14 protein-coding genes, 1 pseudogene and 1 CRISPR repeat array (1 of these 16 only partly in view) are annotated in these 18606 nt (G+C 71.0%); of the genes and pseudogenes, 7 read left to right on the forward strand and 8 right to left on the reverse strand.

The annotated features are described in order from the left end of the window. Positions 1-2531: a CRISPR direct-repeat array (repeat unit 29 nt; unit sequence GGGACCATCCCCGCGCGTGCGGGGAGCAG) (it extends 488 nt beyond the left edge of the window). Positions 2532-2781: 250 nt separating this feature from the next. Beyond that, the gene (locus ACZ60W_RS22945) at positions 2782-3021 is read right to left on the reverse strand and encodes a hypothetical protein (RefSeq protein WP_469757208.1); all 240 of its coding nucleotides are present in this window, start codon (positions 3019-3021) and stop codon (positions 2782-2784) included. A 323-nt stretch (positions 3022-3344) separates the two neighbouring features. Further along, positions 3345-4121 carry an FG-GAP repeat domain-containing protein gene (locus ACZ60W_RS22950; RefSeq protein ID WP_469757209.1) on the reverse strand — a complete coding sequence of 259 codons (777 nt, stop codon included), beginning with the start codon at positions 4119-4121 and terminating at the stop codon, positions 3345-3347. 9 nt (positions 4122-4130) lie between these two features. Here ACZ60W_RS22950 and ACZ60W_RS22955 point away from each other — a divergent pair, with 9 nt between their 5' ends. Continuing rightward, entirely contained in the window at positions 4131-4622 is a 492-nt protein-coding gene (locus ACZ60W_RS22955; protein WP_469757210.1) for an MFS transporter, read from the forward strand. 111 nt (positions 4623-4733) lie between these two features. Here the strand turns inward: ACZ60W_RS22955 and ACZ60W_RS22960 are convergent, their stop codons facing one another. Next, positions 4734-4871, reverse strand: a complete 138-nt coding sequence (locus ACZ60W_RS22960) for a hypothetical protein (protein WP_469757211.1) — start codon at positions 4869-4871, stop codon at positions 4734-4736. Positions 4872-5984: 1113 nt separating this feature from the next. On the opposite strand from ACZ60W_RS22960, the gene ACZ60W_RS22965 reads away from it, so the two are divergent. Beyond that, the gene (locus tag ACZ60W_RS22965; protein WP_469757212.1) at positions 5985-6389 is read left to right on the forward strand and encodes a RidA family protein; all 405 of its coding nucleotides are present in this window, start codon (positions 5985-5987) and stop codon (positions 6387-6389) included. Between the two features lie 374 nt (positions 6390-6763). On the opposite strand, the pseudogene ACZ60W_RS22970 reads toward ACZ60W_RS22965, so the two are convergent. After that, a pseudogene (locus tag ACZ60W_RS22970) lies at positions 6764-7323 on the reverse strand (GAP family protein). A 575-nt stretch (positions 7324-7898) separates the two neighbouring features. Between ACZ60W_RS22970 and ACZ60W_RS22975 the strand changes: the two are divergent. Continuing rightward, complete coding sequence (locus ACZ60W_RS22975) at positions 7899-8357, forward strand: Crp/Fnr family transcriptional regulator (protein WP_469757213.1); 459 nt, start codon at positions 7899-7901, stop codon at positions 8355-8357. A gap of 127 nt (positions 8358-8484) precedes the next feature. Continuing rightward, on the forward strand, positions 8485-9162 hold the full coding sequence (locus ACZ60W_RS22980; protein WP_469757255.1) for a response regulator: 678 nt from the start codon (positions 8485-8487) through the stop codon (positions 9160-9162). Positions 9163-9167: 5 nt separating this feature from the next. Here the strand turns inward: ACZ60W_RS22980 and ACZ60W_RS22985 are convergent, their stop codons facing one another. Genes ACZ60W_RS22985 through ACZ60W_RS23000 form a run of 4 tightly spaced genes read right to left on the reverse strand, consistent with a single transcriptional unit; the run spans position 9168 to position 15343 of the window. Beyond that, positions 9168-10904, reverse strand: a complete 1737-nt coding sequence (locus tag ACZ60W_RS22985) for a sensor histidine kinase (RefSeq protein WP_469757214.1) — start codon at positions 10902-10904, stop codon at positions 9168-9170. Between the two features lie 50 nt (positions 10905-10954). Continuing rightward, on the reverse strand, positions 10955-13576 hold the full coding sequence (locus tag ACZ60W_RS22990; protein WP_469757215.1) for a cation-translocating P-type ATPase: 2622 nt from the start codon (positions 13574-13576) through the stop codon (positions 10955-10957). A 7-nt stretch (positions 13577-13583) separates the two neighbouring features. Next, the gene (locus ACZ60W_RS22995) at positions 13584-14444 is read right to left on the reverse strand and encodes a universal stress protein (RefSeq protein ID WP_469757216.1); all 861 of its coding nucleotides are present in this window, start codon (positions 14442-14444) and stop codon (positions 13584-13586) included. Beyond that, complete coding sequence (locus tag ACZ60W_RS23000; RefSeq protein WP_469757217.1) at positions 14441-15343, reverse strand: universal stress protein; 903 nt, start codon at positions 15341-15343, stop codon at positions 14441-14443. The genes ACZ60W_RS22995 and ACZ60W_RS23000 overlap by 4 nt, the downstream gene beginning before the upstream one ends. A gap of 248 nt (positions 15344-15591) precedes the next feature. On the opposite strand from ACZ60W_RS23000, the gene ACZ60W_RS23005 reads away from it, so the two are divergent. The 3 genes from ACZ60W_RS23005 (at position 15592) to ACZ60W_RS23015 (ending at position 18581) form a co-directional block, all read left to right on the forward strand. Further along, on the forward strand, positions 15592-16314 hold the full coding sequence (locus ACZ60W_RS23005) for a CBS domain-containing protein (protein WP_469757218.1): 723 nt from the start codon (positions 15592-15594) through the stop codon (positions 16312-16314). A gap of 218 nt (positions 16315-16532) precedes the next feature. Then, positions 16533-17891, forward strand: a complete 1359-nt coding sequence (locus ACZ60W_RS23010; protein WP_469757219.1) for an MBL fold metallo-hydrolase RNA specificity domain-containing protein — start codon at positions 16533-16535, stop codon at positions 17889-17891. Between the two features lie 36 nt (positions 17892-17927). After that, positions 17928-18581 carry a CBS domain-containing protein gene (locus ACZ60W_RS23015; RefSeq protein WP_469757220.1) on the forward strand — a complete coding sequence of 218 codons (654 nt, stop codon included), beginning with the start codon at positions 17928-17930 and terminating at the stop codon, positions 18579-18581. The last annotated feature ends 25 nt before the right edge of the window (positions 18582-18606 follow it).

The raw sequence follows: 18606 nt of genomic DNA on the forward strand, positions 1-18606 counted from the left end.
GGGACCATCCCCGCGCGTGCGGGGAGCAGACCAGGGTCTTGCGGCCCATGGTCGTCTGCTCGGGACCATCCCCGCGCGTGCGGGGAGCAGCGGTAGATGCCCGTGGAGTCCGCGGCGTAGTAGGGACCATCCCCGCGCGTGCGAGGAGCAGTCCGGCCGCCACCGCTACCACCCTGCCCATGCGGGGCCATCCCCGCGCGTGCGGGAAGCAGAGTTCGCTGAAGACGGCGACCAGGGCCTGCCGGGGACCATCCCCGCGCGTGCGGGGAGCAGGGCACGGGCCGGATGACGTTGACGCCCTTCTCGGGACCATCCCCGCGCGTGCGGGGAGCAGAGATCCTCGCCGTGGTCCAGGCCGCCCAGGCGGGGACCATCCCCGCGCGTGCGGGGAGCAGTCGATCACGCTGACCAACGGGCAGTCCCTGCAGGGACCATCCCCGCGCGTGCGGGGAGCAGACGCGGTGAAGCCCGGTGTGCAGTCGAAAGCCGGGACCATCCCCGCGCGTGCGGGGAGCAGATTCGGCCCGCTGGTGAGTCTGAGACGAAGGGGGGACCATCCCCGCGCGTGCGGGGAGCAGGTGGCCGTGGTGAGGGCCGCGGCGACGGAGACGGGACCATCCCCGCGCGTGCGGGGAGCAGTCGACACCGTCACCAAGCGCGCCGCCTCCTTCGGGACCATCCCCGCGCGTGCGGGGAGCAGTGAAATCCCTGGCGCCAGGGCGGCGCGAAGGGGGGACCATCCCCGCGCGTGCGGGGAGCAGACTACGGACACTTTGCGGGCGAGCTCTTCGCTGGGACCATCCCCGCGCGTGCGGGGAGCAGCTTCTCGACGGTGCCGCGCAGCTCGACCGACCCGGGACCATCCCCGCGCGTGCGGGGAGCAGCACCTCTAGTCGGACAAGATCGTCTCCCACTCGGGACCATCCCCGCGCGTGCGGGGAGCAGCCGACCATCGTGAGGTCCGCGGCGCGGGTGATGGGACCATCCCCGCGCGTGCGGGGAGCAGCCGCCGGGGGTCTCGACCCGGGCGGCGGGGGCGGGACCATCCCCGCGCGTGCGGGGAGCAGACGCTGGCGCCGAGGACGTAGGCGAAGGAGTAGGGACCATCCCCGCGCGTGCGGGGAGCAGAGCCCCCACACAGCGACCCCCGGCAACCTCAGGGGACCATCCCCGCGCGTGCGGGGAGCAGCGCGCCTTGCGCACGATCGTCGGCCGGCTGCTGGGACCATCCCCGCGCGTGCGGGGAGCAGTTCTCCAGTGCGGAGTGCCGCGGCGGCCAGAAGGGACCATCCCCGCGCGTGCGGGGAGCAGCCGTCCATGGTGGCTTCGTTGTCGGCCGGCGGGGGACCATCCCCGCGCGTGCGGGGAGCAGCGGGCGGGATCCAGGAGAACGAGGCGTGGGTGGGGACCATCCCCGCGCGTGCGGGGAGCAGTGAACGGGAAGGTCGGCCGAGTCGGTCTCGGTGGGACCATCCCCGCGCGTGCGGGGAGCAGACCCATTCCCCGTTCGAACTGGTCCGGTCCGCGGGACCATCCCCGCGCGTGCGGGGAGCAGCGGGCTCGTGCTTCTCGGTCTCGGCCATGGGTGGGACCATCCCCGCGCGTGCGGGGAGCAGAGCGCCGCCTCGACGAGCTCGAAGAGCGTGTGGGGATCATCCCCGCGCGTGCGGGGAGCAGCAGTTCCACCTGTGCGGGAACTCGATGATCCAGGGACCATCCCCGCGCGTGCGGGGAGCAGTGCCAGTCCGGGCGCCAGTACGGCGAGCGCGCGGGACCATCCCCGCGCGTGCGGGGAGCAGGGATGGAGCATCAAGCGCGACGGGTCGGCCGAGGGACCATCCCCGCGCGTGCGGGGAGCAGCGACCCTGCGGCCACCGCCCCCGGTTTCGTCGGGGACCATCCCCGCGCGTGCGGGGAGCAGGATATGCCTGCGAACACGCCGAGGGGCTACACGGGACCATCCCCGCGCGTGCGGGGAGCAGGCGTTCAACGACGTCATCGGCAACATCCAGTCGGGACCATCCCCGCGCGTGCGGGGAGCAGATCGACGCGGCCGAGCGGCGCGCAACGTGGATGGGACCATCCCCGCGCGTGCGGGGAGCAGCGGAAGGTGATGGAGGAAGAGGCATGGCGTGCGGGACCATCCCCGCGCGTGCGGGGAGCAGTACACGGTCGGCCAGGAGAAGTGGGGCCAGTGGGGACCATCCCCGCGCGTGCGGGGAGCAGTTCAGGTCGTCGGGAAGCTCGGACAGATCGTGGGGACCATCCCCGCGCGTGCGGGGAGCAGTGCTCGGTCAGCAGGGTGATCCCGGCGACGAAGGGACCATCCCCGCGCGTGCGGGGAGCAGTGGCGGACCAGGTGCGCACCCCCGCGTGCGAGGGGACCATCCCCGCGCGTGCGGGGAGCAGGAAGTACGGGGTGGGGTTCACTCGTTGGCGTGGGGACCATCCCCGCGCGTGCGGGGAGCAGGCTTCGAGCTGGACGACCGCACCGACGCCAAGGGGACCATCCCCGCGCGTGCGGGGAGCAGACTGCGTGACCTGCGACTCTACGGCGCCCCAGGGCCGCACCACACCACTTTCACCGAAACAGACAAAACGCTCATCGCGCCTTCCCAGCTGAAGCACAGAGCAGCAGCCGCAACGGGGTCGCCGGGGGCAATCCCCCAGCGCGGGGAGCAGGACTCCGAGGCTGGAGTAAAGCGTCGCCCGTGACGGGACCGTCCCTGCGGGCGCAGGGAGGAGGCGGTTCCGGGCCGCTCCAGTTGTATGCAGTGCCTGTCAGGGCAGAGCGATGGCGGTAGTGCCGTCGGTCTGCCAGGCAGTCGTGTTGGGCTGGGCAGGTCGAGTGGTGGGGCTGCTGTGGGCGGTGTCGGCCAGGAGGAGGCCGGCGGAGTGTTGGCTGAGGGCGTGGGCTGTCTTCAGGAGCTGTGCGTGGCGGTGGGCGGGCAGGGACAGGGCGATGCAGGCCGCGCGGCCGGGCAGGGACAGGGGCACCGCGGCGCAGACTTCGCGACACAATGCGCCAGTGTCGGGGGCCGGGTAGCGGCCGGGACCATCCCCGCGCGTGCGGAGAGCAGACCTGCGACACCGGTGCGTTCTTCCAGACGTCGGGACCATCCCCCGCGGGCGCGGGGAGCAGGCTCAAGGGAGACGACGAATGTCTCGGCGCCGACGGCCTCCTCTACTGCTCGGCGGTGACCTTTTGTGATATCGATGCGGAAGATCGGGCGGTTTGAGTGCGGAGACGAGCGTGTACGCCTGTGTCCGGTAACGGTTCCGCATGGTTCGGAGCCGTTGCCGGACGGTGAGGGCGACGGACGGGTGGAGGCGGAGGCTCTGGGTCAGCTCATGGTGGTGATGGTGTTCCAGCCGCTGGCACCGACCACAGTGCTCGGGCCGTCGACCGGGGTCGTGCCGGACGTTCCGCCCTTGTAGAACCGCAGGGTGCCGGTGCCGTCTGCGGTGGTCGTCCACATGTCGGCGGTGCCGTCACGGTCGGCGTCGGCGCTGCCTGCGATCAGCGGGCGGTTGGCAGTCGTGTAGTTGGTGCCGTAGGTGGTGCGGTTGCCGAACGTGCCGTCGGCGCGGCCACGGTAGAGGTACAGGACACCGTCCCGGGTGTCCAGCGCAAGGAGGTCGGGTAGGTTGTCGCCGCTGACGTCGCCGGGGGCGGTGAGGGTCATCGGGTCCCAGCCGCCGTTGCCGATCTCACGGGCGGCCTTCACGGCGGGGGCTCCGGTCGCTGCCAGGTTGTTCTCGTACAGCCACAGCTTGTTCTCCGCCGCGCCGACCGCGTCCGTACGACCGTCGCCGGTCATGTCGCCGACGTTGACCACCTGTGCGTCGGCCGCCACCGACCCCAGGGCGACCGGGGGCCTCAGCCGACCGTCCATGCCGCCGGGTACACGGGCAGTTGGGTGCCGACCGGGCGACGACGTCCTCGTGGCTGTCGCCGTCCAGTCGCCCCGGTGGCTGACCGAGGCGCCGAGCAAGCCGCCGTTGCCGAGCTGGTAGTGGCTCGAGGTGACCCCGCCCCGGCCGTCACCCGGATAGACGTACAGGGCGCCCGTGGTGTCGACGGCGATCAGGTCCGGTGCGCCGCCGGAGCCGCGCGCCACACCCGGGGCATGGGCGTGGCACAGATGGGGAGCCTGCTTGCCGACCGCGTCTTCACCGGCTGCCTGATCGCCGCCGGCAGGATCGCCACCGGCCAGCTCAACGGCCGCATCCTGGTCCGCCGCTTGCCCGTCCACACCATCGTCACCGCCGGACTCGGCCTGCTGCTGGCGAGCCTTGCGATGCTCGCCCTCGCAACCGGCCTCCTCGGACACCCTGGTCTCCCGGCCGTCTGCGCGGTGCTGTTCGTCCTCGCCTCCAGCCTCGGTCTGCTCATCGGCAACGCCAACGCCCTGGCCATGAACCGCACTGCACACGCTGCCGGAGCCGCCTCCGCCCTCCTGGGCTCCTCCAGCTTCCTCATCGGCGCCCTCGTCTCTCCCCTGGCCGGCCTCACCAGCAGCGCCGTCCCCATGGCCCTCATCCGGACCCTCATAGCAGCACTCGCACTCACCTGCTTCACCACCCTCACCCGAGGCCACCACACACCTGAGCCGAAGTAGGCCCACCCCAGCAACACGACGAAAAACCGACACCCGTGGGCCCCGGCATCTGCCAGGGTGGCTCTGTTCACGAGGAATTCGTACACAGAGCCACCCCTTCGGCGTTCGGTCTCAGCGGGCGTGGCGGAGGGTGGTGCAGCGGACGCAGTCGGCCGGGTGCCATTCCATGACCGGCTCGACCATGCGCCCGTGGTCGACGCAGTAGGGGGTGGGGGTGACGCCGCTGACTCCACCCTCCTCAACGCACACCGAGGCCCCATCCCGCTCCTCCTGGCCGGCCCCCCTCCCCCCGCCACACCTACGCCACCTCTTCGACCTCGGTCGACGCCGCCGACACACGGTCTGCGGCCGACGAAGGGCTGCTGATGCTCGGCTCTCGGGAGGTCGTACAGGCTGCGCACGGATGGGCGCTCACCGTGATGGACGTGGAGCATCTCTGGGGATGTCGATGCCCAGAGCGGCGGCAGGGGGTCGCGCGCCGGGAACTGTCCTGGAGGGTCGTTCGCTCGCGGGCGGTGGAGGGGCATCTGGCGCTGCACCGGGGCGACGGCGGAGACGCCGCCCGCATGCCCAGTCTCCTCGATGTTCCCGTCCTCTTCTCGATCGTCTTCGAGGACAGCGACCGCTCCCCGCGCCCGCGGGGATGGTCCCGCGGCGGGAGTACCCTCCGGCGACCCCGCGGGGAAGACCGTCAGAGTCTGGTGGGGTGATGGCGCTACTCATCGCACTGACAGAGAGCGCTCTGATGACAGGCGGCGCACCAGAAAATCCGGCGGAGCAGCAGGGGTTCGAGGTGTCCGGAGGGGATGTCCCAGGTGAGGTTGCAGGCGATGTCGGGTCCGCTGATGGAGGTGCTGCACTGGTTGCAGTGGGTAGTGAGCTCGGGCGGGTAGGTGAGCATGGGTCCTCCGTGGCGCTTGCGCGTTGTTTACCGGTTCTGGGCCCGGAAGGCGCTGTCGGGCCGCTGCGAGCAGCATGGACCGGCGTTCCTAGGGGCGCATGTTGCCGTTGACTGGGCGGGGCGGTGGATCGCGGCGGCCTGGTAAGGACCCGGATGCCACGCCCTTGCCGGGACAGTGGGGGCGGGAGGACGCTGTGCCGCGCGAGAGGGCTGCATGGGGCCCTTTCATTCTGAGGCGGGCTGGCCGACGGGTGCGGTGAGGAGGCAGAGCCTTTGTCGTCGGCGCGATGGTTCCACTCTTCACACCGGCGCTTGGGGAGCCCACTGCAGCCAATCTTGTGCGTGCAGAGAACACTCGGGCGGCGCTACCAGACAAGCATCGCTTGTTTGGACCCGTAACTTCTTCACGCAAGGGGCCTGCCTGCACTTGCGCCCCACGCGCTTTATCAAGAGAGTGAGTCATGAGTTCTCAGGTGAAGGCATTCGGGTTCGGCATGCCGTGGGAGTCGTTGTACGGGTACAGCCAGGCCACCCAGGTCGGTGACACGGTTTACGTGTCGGGGCAGCTGTCGCATGACCCTCATGGCAACTTCGTGGGTACCGGCGACTTCGAGCTGCAGGTCCGCACCACGCTGGAGAATCTGGACTTGGTGCTGAGGCAGTTCGGGGCCGGGCGTAGCCAGATAGTGGAGACCACGGTTCTGGTGAGGAACCTGCGCGAGAACTTCGACGCGACAGCACGCCTCCACGCCGAATACTTCGGGGAGCACCGGCCCACCAGCACGGTCATGGGCGTTTCCGACTTGGCCCTGCCGGACCAACTCGTGGAGATCTGCGCCCTCGTACGTCTCGACGTAAAGCTGTAGCTGAAAAGGCCGGCCTGGCTTTGTCCACGAGGCGAGTTCCGGGCCCCGGACACGGAGGCGTCCGAGCCTCACGTGGTGATGCGCCGCGTGCCGACCGAGCGCCGCCTGTCGCTGCTCGTACAGAAGGGCGCGGCTGTCGACGACGTACTGCGGTCCGTCGCACGGCTGCTCGCCACCCACCACGCGAGCTCGCCCCGCAGTCTTCCAGCGATTGACCGACCTGCTGGGGCAGATCGCCTGGAGCGTCCTGGAGGAACCACCCGGGCCGCATCACGCGTGACCCGACCACTCGCCGCTGATTCGTCGGCCTGTGACATACCCGAGCAGTGGCAGGAGGACAGGTCCCGGACTTCGACGGCGGTCGCGGAGAAGTCTCAGCGGCAAAGACCGGAAAGCCCGTGACCCAGGATGTCTGCGCACAGAAGAAGCAGCACGAGCACCGCGATCACGATGCTGTTCGTGACCATGGACTGTCTGACGCTGTCCAAGAACGTCGCGGAGCGCCGCCCTCCGGTGAGACGCAGACGGACGGCTCCCCGCACGGTGCAGGAGGCGACGAGCACGAGTACGGCGCCTGCCACGGCGGGGCCGACGTCGTGGGCGCCTGCCTCGACGATGGAGGCTGCGGCCGATGCAGTCAGGGCGAGGTTCTTGGGATTGGCGCCCGACAGCAGCGCACCAAGGTGCAACGCCCCGCCGGCCGTGGCGTCGTCGAGCGACGCATCGAGCGTGGTGGCTCTGCCTGCTCACCCGTGCGCGGGCTCTTCAACCACTTACGTACCCCCAGGACGATGAGAGCTCCTCCGGCAACCACCCGGCCCCAGTCTGCGTTCGCCGATGACGCGCTCCCGGGGTCGTCGGCCGCGCCGAAGAGAACCGCGACAAGCGTCGCCGTGATCGCCAGGCCGGTGATCCACCCGGCGGTGAACAGCAGGCCGTTCGGCGGCCCTGCGCCCCGGACAGGAACAGGACGATCGCCATCACAGGGGAGGGGCTGAGCGCGACCGCCGGCGCCGCCAACATCATGGCCCTACCGCCTGGATGAGCACCTGATCCCCCATGGCTCGATCGGAGCACGGATCAGCACGCCCTCTTCAAGGGCCCCACCGGGCTGCCGCGGAAGCAGCCAGGCTCGGTGAAGCGCTGCGGCGCCATGCTTTCAGGGCTCCTGATACTGCCCGAGCAGGAGTTCTGGTGGCTTCCGGACCCGCCGACGTCACCTGCACGAAGGACCTGAAGGGAGGCTGATACAGCCGTCCGCCTCCCGCCCACTGCCAGATCGGTCAGGACAAGCAGGGCGGACAGGGCGGACAGGGCGGATGGCGTGAGCTGGACGGGTGCGGAATTCGGTGTGGATCCGCCGGTTCCCCAGGTGGGCGAAGCCGTGTTCGACCTGTGCGCCCCCGACGGCGAGGGCGCGGTCGGCAATGGGGAGAGGGCCATACGGCCCTCCCGCTCCCCCTGGCGGGGAGCGGAAACTGGAGGCGGACACCGACGAGGAGGTCCCCGATGAGTCCTCTCCCTTCCCCTCGGCTCACGTCAGCCCTGTCCGCCGAACAACTTGACCGGCTGATGACATGCGGCCGCCCTGTGGACCTCCCCGAAGGCACGCGGCTGTTCGAAGAAGGCGATCCCGCCCAGCGCTTCTGGATCCTTCGGACGGGCACCGTGACGTTGGACGTCTCGGTACCTGGCACGCGATCGGCGGTGATCGACACCGTGAACGCGGGTGAGCTGCTCGGATGGTCATGGCTGTACACCCCGTATCGCTGGCACTCCGGGGCGGAGGCCATGACGCGGGTGCGGGCGTACGAGTTCGACGCCGGGGCCGTGCGCAGGTTGATGGTCGCCGATCCGGTCCTCGGCTCCGCTCTCGGGCACCTCGTCGGGCAGACCCTCGCCCGTCGCCTCGTCTCCGCCCGGACGCGACTGCTCGATCTCTACGCACCACACGGCAGCGGCCTGTAGACCCTCGCGCAGCTCCTGGAGAACGTCGTGCCCGCCTCGCATGACACCGTCAGCGACGTCTTGACCACGGACCATCCTTGTGGGGGCGGGTACGAACCCACCGATCGCAGGGGTCGCCAAGTCCGATCTGTCGGCAGGCACCACTCGCACGCGGGTATTCCTCGTCGACGACCATGAAGTCGTACGCCGGGGCCTCCGCGACCTGCTCGACGACGAGCCCGACATGGAAGTGGTCGGCGAGGCGGCGACGGCCGACCATGCCTTGGCCAGAGGCCCCGCCCTTCGGCCGGACGTGGCGGTCCTCGACGTGCGCCTGCCTGACATGGACGGCATCTGGGTGTGCCGGGAGCTGCGGTCACGGATGCCTGACGTCGCGTGCCTGATGCTGACGTCGTTCGACGACGAGGACGCTCTCCTCGACGCGATCATGGCAGGGGCTTCCGGGTACGTCCTGAAGCAGATCAAGGGGTCGGACCTGGTGGCGGCGGTGCGGACGGTGGCCACCGGGCAGTCGATGCTCGACCCCGCCACGACGGCCCGGCTGATGCACTCGCAGCGCGACCCCGGGGCGGCGGAGCCGCCGGAGGACGAGCGGCTCGCGGCGCTGTCCGACCGGGAGCGGTCGGTACTCGAGCTCATCGGCGAGGGCCTCACCGACCGGCAGATCGCCAAGCGGCTCTATCTGTCGGAGAAGACCGTCAAGAATCACATCTCCCGGCTGCTCGGCAAGCTCGGCGTGGAACGCCGCGTACTGGCGGCCGTCATCGCCGCGCAGGTCCAGGAGCACGACGCCGAAGCCACGTAGGCAGCTCACCCGTCCTGCCCGGCCGTGAGCGGGATCCGCCACTCGAGGACCGTGCCGCCGCCCGGCGCCGCCCGAGCGTGGACCGCGAGTGTGCCGCCCAGCCGCTGAGCCCGTTCGGACAGGTTGCGCAGCCCGCTGCGGCTGCCTCCGTGCGGGATGCCCACTCCGTCGTCGCTCACCGTCACCGCCAGCACGCCGTCGTCGGCCACAACGGACACCTCCGCCTTTCCGGCGCGGGCATGCCGTGCCACGTTGGTGAGGGCCTCTCCGAGGACGGCGAGCACCTCCTCGGCCGCTTCCGTTGGTACGTCGGTGTCGATCAGGCCTTCCATACGCAGCGCCGGGGTGAATCCGAGCGTCGATGCCGCCGTATCCACGGCCTTGACCAAGCGGCTTCGCAGCTTCGGGGCGGTTCCCGGAGCGTCGTGTTCACGGAGGCCGAAGATGGTCGATCGGATGATCTTGATGGTGGAGTCGAGGTCGTCGATCGCCCGGGTCAGCCGGTCCACGGCCTCCGGATGCTCGACGAAGCGCCGCGCACTCTGCAGCGTCAGCCCCGTGGCGAAGAGGCGCTGGATCGCCAGATCGTGGAGATCCCGGGCGATCCTGTCACGGTCCTCCAGAAGGCTCACCTGCTCCGCGTCCCGCCGACGGTCCGCAAGTTCGAGCGCCAGGGCCGCCTGCCCCGCGAATCCCGGAAGAGCGGCGACCTCGGCAGCCGAGAAGAGGTGTCGCCCGTGCCGCCTGGCGAGGATCAGCACACCGGTCAGCCGCTCCTTGGTGCCGACCGTGACGGCCACCGCAGGTCCGAACCCCTTCCACCGTTCGGGCTGCACCGTGATGCGCGGTTCGTTCTGGACATCGACGACCGTGACGAGGCCCTCCTGCGCCAGGGCGGCCTCGACCAGGGTTCCTTCACTGCTCGGAAGGACAACGCCCCGGTGGGCGTCGGCCCCCTCACCACAGGCCAGCGAGCCCCGCAGCTCACCGCCTTCACCCACCAGATAGAAGACCCCCATGTCGGCGCCTGCGATGTCCACAGCCTGTTCCAGCATCCCGTCGAGGACCTGGGGCTCCTCCGCGCCGGACAGGAGCGCGCTGGTCAGGTCCGAATTCGCGGCCAGCCACCGCTGCCTGAGCCGGCCCTCCTCGTAGAGGCGGGCGTTCTCGATCGCGATGCCGGCCGCGACGGCCAGGGTCGCCACGACGGCCTCGTCCTCGGCGTCGAACTCGGCTTCTCCGCGCTTCTCCGTGAGGTAGAGGTTTCCGAACACTTCGTCGCGGACCCGGATGGGGACGCCCAGGAACGTGCGCATCGGCGGATGATGGGCGGGGAAGCCGTACGAGGCCGGGTGCTCGGACAGCTCGGCGAGGCGCAGCGGCTGGGGGTTGCGGATCAGTTCGCCGAGGATGCCGTGTCCGGACGGCAGCGCGCCGATGCGCTCTCGAAGTTCGTCGTCGATCCCGATGGGGAGGAACTCCGAGAGCTTCCGGTCGTCACCGATGACGCCCAGGGCTCCGTATTCGGCGTCCACCAGGGTCACAGCGGACTCCACGATGCCGCGCAGCACCTGAGGCAGGTCGAGTTCACGGCCCACGGACATGACGGCTTCGAGCAGCCCGTTGAGCCGGTCCCTGGTGCCGCGCACCTCGTCGATACGCACCTGGACCTCGTCGAGCAGCTCGTCGAGTCGCAGCCGTGGCAGCCGTGTACCCGCGGGCTTGCCGTCTTCCCGGCCCATCGAACCTCCGGCAGTATCGAGCGCACGGGCCGCACCCGAGGCGTGCACTTTCACGGTAGTCCGGATGAACCGCCTGTTCCTGTCGGACCCCCCGGATGGAAGGCGGTCCGTACCGCGCGGGCCGCGACGAATCCGGCGGGCGCGCATGCGAGGGCGATCCCGGCGCCCGCCCAGCCGAGTGGCTCGGTCTCCAGGATCGAGTTCAGGAGCGGCACGTACAGTGCTGCCGCCGCCAGAAGGGCCGAGGCGAGGACGGACAGAGGGAGGAACGGGTTCTCCCGGGTGAGAAGTCGGGTGCGCAGTCCCAGGGCCACGCCCAGCTGCGCGGCGAGCAGGGCGAGGAAGAGCACGCTTTGCCAGGCCAGGTCCAGTGCCTGGGCGGCGAGGCCCGCGCCGAGGGAGGCCGCCGTGACGACGGCCGCGAGCAGGAGCAGCCTCTGCCAGGCGCCACCGCCGAGAATGTGCTGGTCAGGTGGGCGCGGCGGGCGATGCATGGCTCCCGGGGACGCGGGTTCGGCGCCCATGGCGACGCCGGTGAGGCCGTGTGTCAGGAGGTTGATCCACAGGATCTGGCCGGCGCGGAGGGGCAGCGGCAGCCCGAGCAGCGGCCCGATGAGCATCACGAGGATCTCTGCCGCGCCGCCGGCCATCCCGTAGACGAGGAACTGGCGGATGTTGTCGTAGACACGTCTTCCCTCCTCGACGGCCGCCACGACCGTGGAGAGCTCGTCGTCGGTGAGGACGAGGTCGGCGGCCTGGCGTGCGACCTCCGTGCCGCGTGCGCCCATGGCGACGCCGATGTCGGCCCGGTGCAGGGCAGGGCCGTCGTTGACGCCGTCGCCGGTCATGGCGGTCACCGCTCCCCCGGCTCGCCACGCCTCCACGATGTCCAGCTTCTGCTGGGGGTCCGTTCGGGCGAAGACCTGCACCGAGGTCAGGTCGGCCACGCGCCCCGCGGTCACGTCGGCCCCGGTCGCGACGCGGCCGTCGGTCTCGCCGCCGTCGCCCAGGAGAGCGACGCGGGAGGCCACCGCCCGAGCGGTCGCCGGATGGTCCCCGGTGATGAGGACGGGCGTGATCCCGGCCGCACGGCAGGAGGCGAGGGTCTCGGCAGCGTGCGGCTTCGGCGGGTCGCTGAGCGCGACGAGGCCGAGGAGCCTGAGCCCCGACTCCGCCTCGGTGACCGGTGTCGGGAGGTCGTTCCGCACGCCCGACGCGACGGCGAGCACGCGGTATCCGCAGACGGCCAGGCGCGCGGCCTCCTGGTGTGCCGCCGCGAGCACGTCGGGAGGATCTCGCAGGACTTCGGGGGTGAGGACTGCTTCGGGAGCGCCTTTCAGACAGACGAGCACCCGGTCCTCATCGGCTTTGTGGAGGGTGGTCATGCGTCTGCGGAGGCTGTCGAACGGCGCTTCCCCGATGCGGGGTCTGGTCACCGCCAGTTCCGTCTGCTCCGGGCAGCCCGTCTTGGCAGCGGCCGCCAGCAGGGCGGCCTCCATGGGGTCGCCAAGGGCTGTCCAACGGCTGTCGGACGCTCCGTCGTCCGGTGGGCGCAGCGTGGCGTCGTTGCACAGGGCGGTCACGGTCAGCAGCTCCGTCAGCGGTTCGAGCTCGTCCGCCTGCGCCGGTCGCCCGGCGACAAGGGCAGTGCCCTCGGGTTCGTACCCCACCCCCGAGAGCTCGGCGGTCACCCGCGGTGTCCAGAGGCGCTGGACAACCATGCGGCCCTCCGTCAGGGTGCCGGTCTTGTCGGTGGCGAGGACGGACACCGAGCCGAGCGTCTCGACCGCGGGCAGCCGCCGCACCAAAGCGTGCCGGGCGGCCATGCGGCGGGCTCCTAGCGCCAGGGCCAGGGTGACGACGGCGGGAAGGGATTCGGGGACCGCCGCCACGGCCAGGCTGATGGCGGTGACCGCCATCGTGCCCAGCGGGAGCCCCCGCACCAGGCCGAGGGCGAAGACCAGGACGCACAGGGCGAGCGTCACGGCCGCGAGGATGCGCCCGAGGGCGGCGAGCCGGCGCTGTAGCGGGGTCGGCTCGCGGCGTTCGTCGAGGAGAGCAGCGATACGGCCGAGCGCGCTGGATGCACCGGTCGCCGAGACCACGGCCACGCCTCGGCCGCGGACGACGACCGTGCCCGCGCTCAGCCTCGCACCGGGCTCCTTCTCCACGGACACGGACTCCCCCGTGAGCATGGACTCGTCCACCAGGACCGCGGATGCCTCGGCGAGTTCGGCGTCGGCGGCGACGATGTCGCCCTCACCGACCAGGAGGACGTCACCGGGGACGATCGATGCCGCCGGGAGGTCGAGGACCGTGCCGTCGCGCCGCACGCGCGCGTGCGGCGCGGTGAGGTCCGAGAGAGCGGCGACGGCGTTGTCGGCCCTGATCTCCTGTGCCACACCGACGGTCGTGTTCACGAGGACGACCGTCCCGATGACGATCGCGTCGGGGTGGTCACCGATCGCGAGGGTCAGTGCGACGGCCCCGAGAAGCACCATGATCAGCGGGTCGGTCAGCTGGGCCAGGATCCTGTCGTGGAGCCGTACGGGCTTTCGCGCGGTGACCTCGTTGGGGCCCGTGCGGGCCAGCCGACGGGCGGCCTCCGCCTCACTGAGTCCCGTGGTGTCCCGCACCGGGGCGGGGGCCCGGTCCGCCTGCGACGCGGTCATGGCCCGCTCACCTCACAGGGACGGTGATCACCGGGCAGTGGGCGCGGTGGAGCAGCCCGTGGACGACGGAGCCGACGCGCATCCCGCTGTACCCGCCCCGGCCCCTGCGGCCGACGACGACGGCCAGTGCGTGCTCGGCGGCGTCCGCGAGGTTCTCGACGGGCGAGCCGATGAGGACCTCGTGTGTGAGCCGGACGTCGGGGTACTTCTCCGCCCAGCCCGCGGTGGTCTCCGAGAGCAGGCGGCGTTCGGTGTGGAACGGCGTGTCACCACTATGCAGGCTGAAGACGGGGGGCTGCCAGACGGCGATGGCACGCAGGGCGCAGCGCCGGAGGTCCGCTTCCTCGAACGCCCAGGCCAGCGCGGCGCGAGAGGACTCGCTGCCGTCGACACCGACGACGAGATAGGGCGTCTCCTGGGTGACGTGTTCCGCGTCGCCGACGACGACGACCGGGCAGCGTGCCTTCGCGGTGACCGGGACGACCAGGGAACCGGCGCTCAGGAACTCCTCGGTACGGCTGAGGTGCCGGGATCCCAGCACGATGATGCCGGCCTCGTCCGACACAGCGGCCAGAGCTGCCGCCGGGAACCCGTCAAGGAGAGAGGAGGTCGTCCTGGTGCCCGGCTGCCGGGCGTGCGCCCAGGCGAGTGCCGTACCCAGAGCTTCCGAGCCGGCCTGCCGCTGGGCCACGTGACGAGGAGTGTCGTCGACATGCTGGGTGTCGTGCTGCGGGGGTACGGCAACCGTCAGGCGCAGTCCCACTCCTCGCAGATGAGCCTCGTCCACGGCCCAGGCGAGGGCCAGGTGCCAGTTCCTGGCCGGGTCGATACCGACGACGATGTCACGGCGGTCCATGGTGCGTGTCATGAGGTCCTCCCGTGTCCGGGCCCTTGCCGGGGGATGAGCTCCACCGGGCAGTTTGCGTGCTGCAGCAGGCTGAGCGTGGTCCGGCCGATGGTGGGTCCGAGGTATCCGGGCGAACGCCGACCCCCGACGACCAGAAGGTCCGCGCGGTGCGACGCGTCCACGAGCGCCCCGGGCACGCTTCGGCTCTGCCGACCTTCGGTGTGCACGGTGAGTCCCGGGAATTCCTCTCGGACCCGGTCCGCGAGCGAGGACAGTACGCGGACCGGGTCGTGGGCGACCTCGTCGTCACCGTTGTGCAAGGCAGCCCGTGAGCGGGCGGACCGTCCGGCATCACGGATGTGCAGGAGCCGCAGAGGCACCTTCCGCAGCACGGCCTCGCGGGCCGCCGCGCGGACGCACCCCACGTCGGCCTCGTCGCGCACCGCAGCGAGAACCACACCCGCCTTGTCGGGCTCCGCGGTACCGCGCACCACGACCACGGGTGTGGTGGCGCCGGCCGCGACCTGAAGGCCGACGGAACCGAGCAGCAGAGAGGTGAACTCGCCGAGACCCCGGTGTCCGACGACGATCGTGCCCGTCTGGGCGGCGGCGCGACGAAGACCGTCCGGTGCCCCGCCATCGGTGAGTTCCTTGACGACCGGCAGCTCCGGGTGGCGATCCGCAATCGTCTCGGCGGTCCGGTCGAGCAGTTCTCTTCCCACCAGCCGACTCCTGCCGATCTCCGCCTCGGACGGAAACGGGGCCTGTCGGTCCGTCTCTGCTCCATGGACGAGGAAGAGGGTGCTGCCCCGCAGCGTCGCCTCCGCTGCCGCCCACACCACCGCCGTGTAGGCCGACGGTGATCCGTCGACGCCGACGACGACCCTGCCGAGGCCGGGACGGGCTGTGGTTCCGTCCATCGCTCCTCCTCAGGCGGTCCAAGGGGACTCCTTCCACCCTGGCAGGTGGTTCCGAGCGGCCGGAGGGCCGCTGGGGTCAATGCCGGGACCGAAGGTCCCACTCGGGCGAGACCTCGCGCGGACCGGCACCGGCGAGCCCGTTCGGACCTGAGGCCGGACCATTCGGCCCTCGCCGACCACGAGTGTGCGGCGGAGGGTGGTGACACGGGACAGCACACCGGCCGGACCCTCGGACAGGAGCCACGGTGATGAAACACATGAAGGTCGGCGCTCTGATGACCGACGACGTGGTCTCCACCGTCCCTGCCGCGTCGTTCCGGGACGTGGCGAAGTCGCTGGCCGAACACGACATCAGCGGAGTGCCCGTCGTGGACGAGGACGACCATGTCATCGGTGTCGTCTCCGAGAGCGACCTCCTGGCCCGCGACGAGCTGACCGCACGGGATCTGATGACCACACCGGCCGTCACCGTCCAGGCCGAGGAGACGGTGGCGGAGGCGGCACGGCTGATGGTGCGTCGCGGGGTCGAGCACCTACCCGTGGTCGACGAGGAGGAACGAATGGTCGGCATCGTGACGCGTCGCGATCTGCTCCGCGTCTATCTCCGTCCGGACGCGGAGATACGGCAGCGCATCCGTGAGGACGTTCTCACTGATGTCCTGGACCTGCCCGGGGACGCCGTGGACGTGCACGTCCTGGACGGCGTGGTGACGCTGGGCGGCCGCGTCCGGCGGCAGAGCCAGGCCCAGATGCTCGTCGGACTCGCCGAGGAGGTCGACGGCGTCGGCGAGCAGGGCCTCCTCGCAGGAGCGCCAGGCGTCGGAGCCCTCCTGCCGGGCCGGCACCCAGCCGTGCACGAGGCTGCTGCGCGTCCAATCGTGACCGGTGCCCCGCAGGCAGTACGAGACGGTCGCAGGCAGTTCGCCGAGCAGCGACGGCGAGGCCGAAGCCGCCGCGTCTTCAGAATGTGATGATCCGTGCCGCAGATGGTGACGGCGTCGACTCGTCGGGGCGATGCATGGGCCGGTCGGGCCACCGATGTGCCCGTAAGGACTCTCGGGGCGGTCCGGGTCCCGATGCGAGGCTGGAAGCCGGTTCACCTTCCGAAGGAGGGACGGCCATGTCCGAGGCAGCCCCGAATACCGCTCCCACGCCCGCGCGGCCGGCCCTGCTCAGTTTCCTCGGTGGCGTGGGAACGGTCACCGGCAGCAAGTTCCTGGTCGAGAGCGACCATGCGCGGATCCTCCTCGACTGCGGTCTCTTCCAGGGTTTCGCGAAGCTGCGGCACCGCAACTGGGAGCGGTTCGCCCGCGACGCCGCGGACGTGGACGCCGTGGTCGTCACCCATGCCCACCTTGACCACTGCGGCTATCTGCCCCGCCTGGTGCGGCAGGGCTTCCGGGGACCGATCCTCACCAGCGCCCACACCGCCCGGCTCGCCGGGATCGTGCTGCGCGACAGCGCCCGGCTCCAGATGGAGGCCGCCCGGCACGCCAACGCGCACGGCTGGTCCAAACACCGCCCGGCCAAGCCGCTCTACGACGATTCGGACGTCGAGAAGACCCTGGCCTTCTTCGACCCCGTGGCCGTCGGCGAGGACGTGGAGATCATGGCCGGCACCCGGCTGACGCTCCACCACGGCGGGCACATCCTCGGCTCCGCATGGGCCCGCCTCACACTGGAGGACGGCCACACCCTGGCCACCTCCGGAGACCTGGGCCGCCCGGGGCACCCGCTGCTGCTGCCGCCGGAGCCGTTCTCGGGCTCCGACGTGCTCCTCATGGAGTCCACCTACGGCGACCGGCACCACGACCAGGAGTACGCCCGGTCGGCGTTCTCCTCCGTCATCGCGCGTGCCCTCGCACGGAACGGCACCGTCGTCATCCCGGCCTTCGCGATCGACCGTACCGAGGTCGTCCTGCACGAACTGGGCCGCCTGCGCGACACGGGCGTCCTGCCTCGGTCGGTACCCGTGTACGTGGACAGCCCCATGGCCCTCGCCGCGCTGGACGTCTACCAGGACGCCGTGCGCGAGCACTCCGCCGAGCTGCGGCCCGAGATCCTCGCACGGGGAGAGGGCGCGCTGAGCCCGGAACCGTTCCTCGCGGCGCGCACGGTGCAGGAGTCCATCGACATCAACAGCACGCACGGGCCCGCCGTGATCGTCTCCTCGGCCGGGATGGCCACCGGCGGCCGGGTCCTGCACCACCTCCACCGCCTTCTCCCCGATCCTCGCAACGCCGTGGTCGTGGTCGGCTTCGCCGCGGCGGGGACCCGGGCCCGGGACCTCGTGGACGGGGTCCGGACGCTGAAGATGTTCGGCGAGTACGTGCCCGTACGCGCCGAGGTCGCCGACGTGCCCCACTTCTCGGCCCATGCCGACGCGGGACAGATCGTGGACTGGCTGCGCGCCGCCCCTCCCCCGCACACCACCTACCTCGTCCACGGCGAACCGACCGCCTCCGAGGCGCTGCGCGACCGCATCGACCGCGAACTGGGCTGGACGGCCGTCGTGCCCCGCTCCGGCGAGGCCGTCCTGGTCCGCTGACCCGGTCCCCTCGGTCCCTCAGGCAAGGAAAGAGCGATGACAACGCACCCGTTCACCGTCGCCGACGTGATGACCAGGAAGGTGGTCGCCGTCCAGCCCGGAGCCGGGTTCAAGGAGATCGTCGCCGCCATGGAGCGGTGGAAGGTGACGGCCGTTCCGGTCGTCGAAGGCGAGGGCCGCGTCGTCGGGGTGGTCTCCGAGGCCGATCTGCTCCTCAAGGAGGAGTTCCACGACCACCGCCTCGGCCTCGTCGAGCAGATGCGACGGCTCGACGCCACGGCCAAGGCCGGTTCTCGCCGGGCCGAGGAGCTGATGACCGCGCCCGCAGTCACTGTCACTCCCGAGGCGTCCCTGCCTCAGGCCGCCCGCCTCATGGCCTCCCACCACGTCAAACGACTGCCGGTCGTCGACGCGAGCGACGTCGTCCAGGGCATCGTGAGCCGGTCCGACCTCCTCAAGGTGTTCCTCCGCCCCGACGAGGATCTCGCCGCCGAAGTGCGCCGCGACGTCGTCGAGCACCTCTTCCCGCTCTCACAGCGCAGGGTCGACGTCCGTGTGGACGCCGGAGTCGTGACGCTGTCCGGCGAGGTCCGCGACCGCGCGCTCATCCCGCTCGCAGCCCGCCTGGCCCGCGCCGTCGAAGGCGTGGTGGACGTACGGTGCGAGCTCACCGCCCATGGGCGGACATAGCCGTGTCCGGCCGTTCGGGTGCGGT

The organism is Streptomyces sp. NPDC104202, from assembly GCF_055584185.1.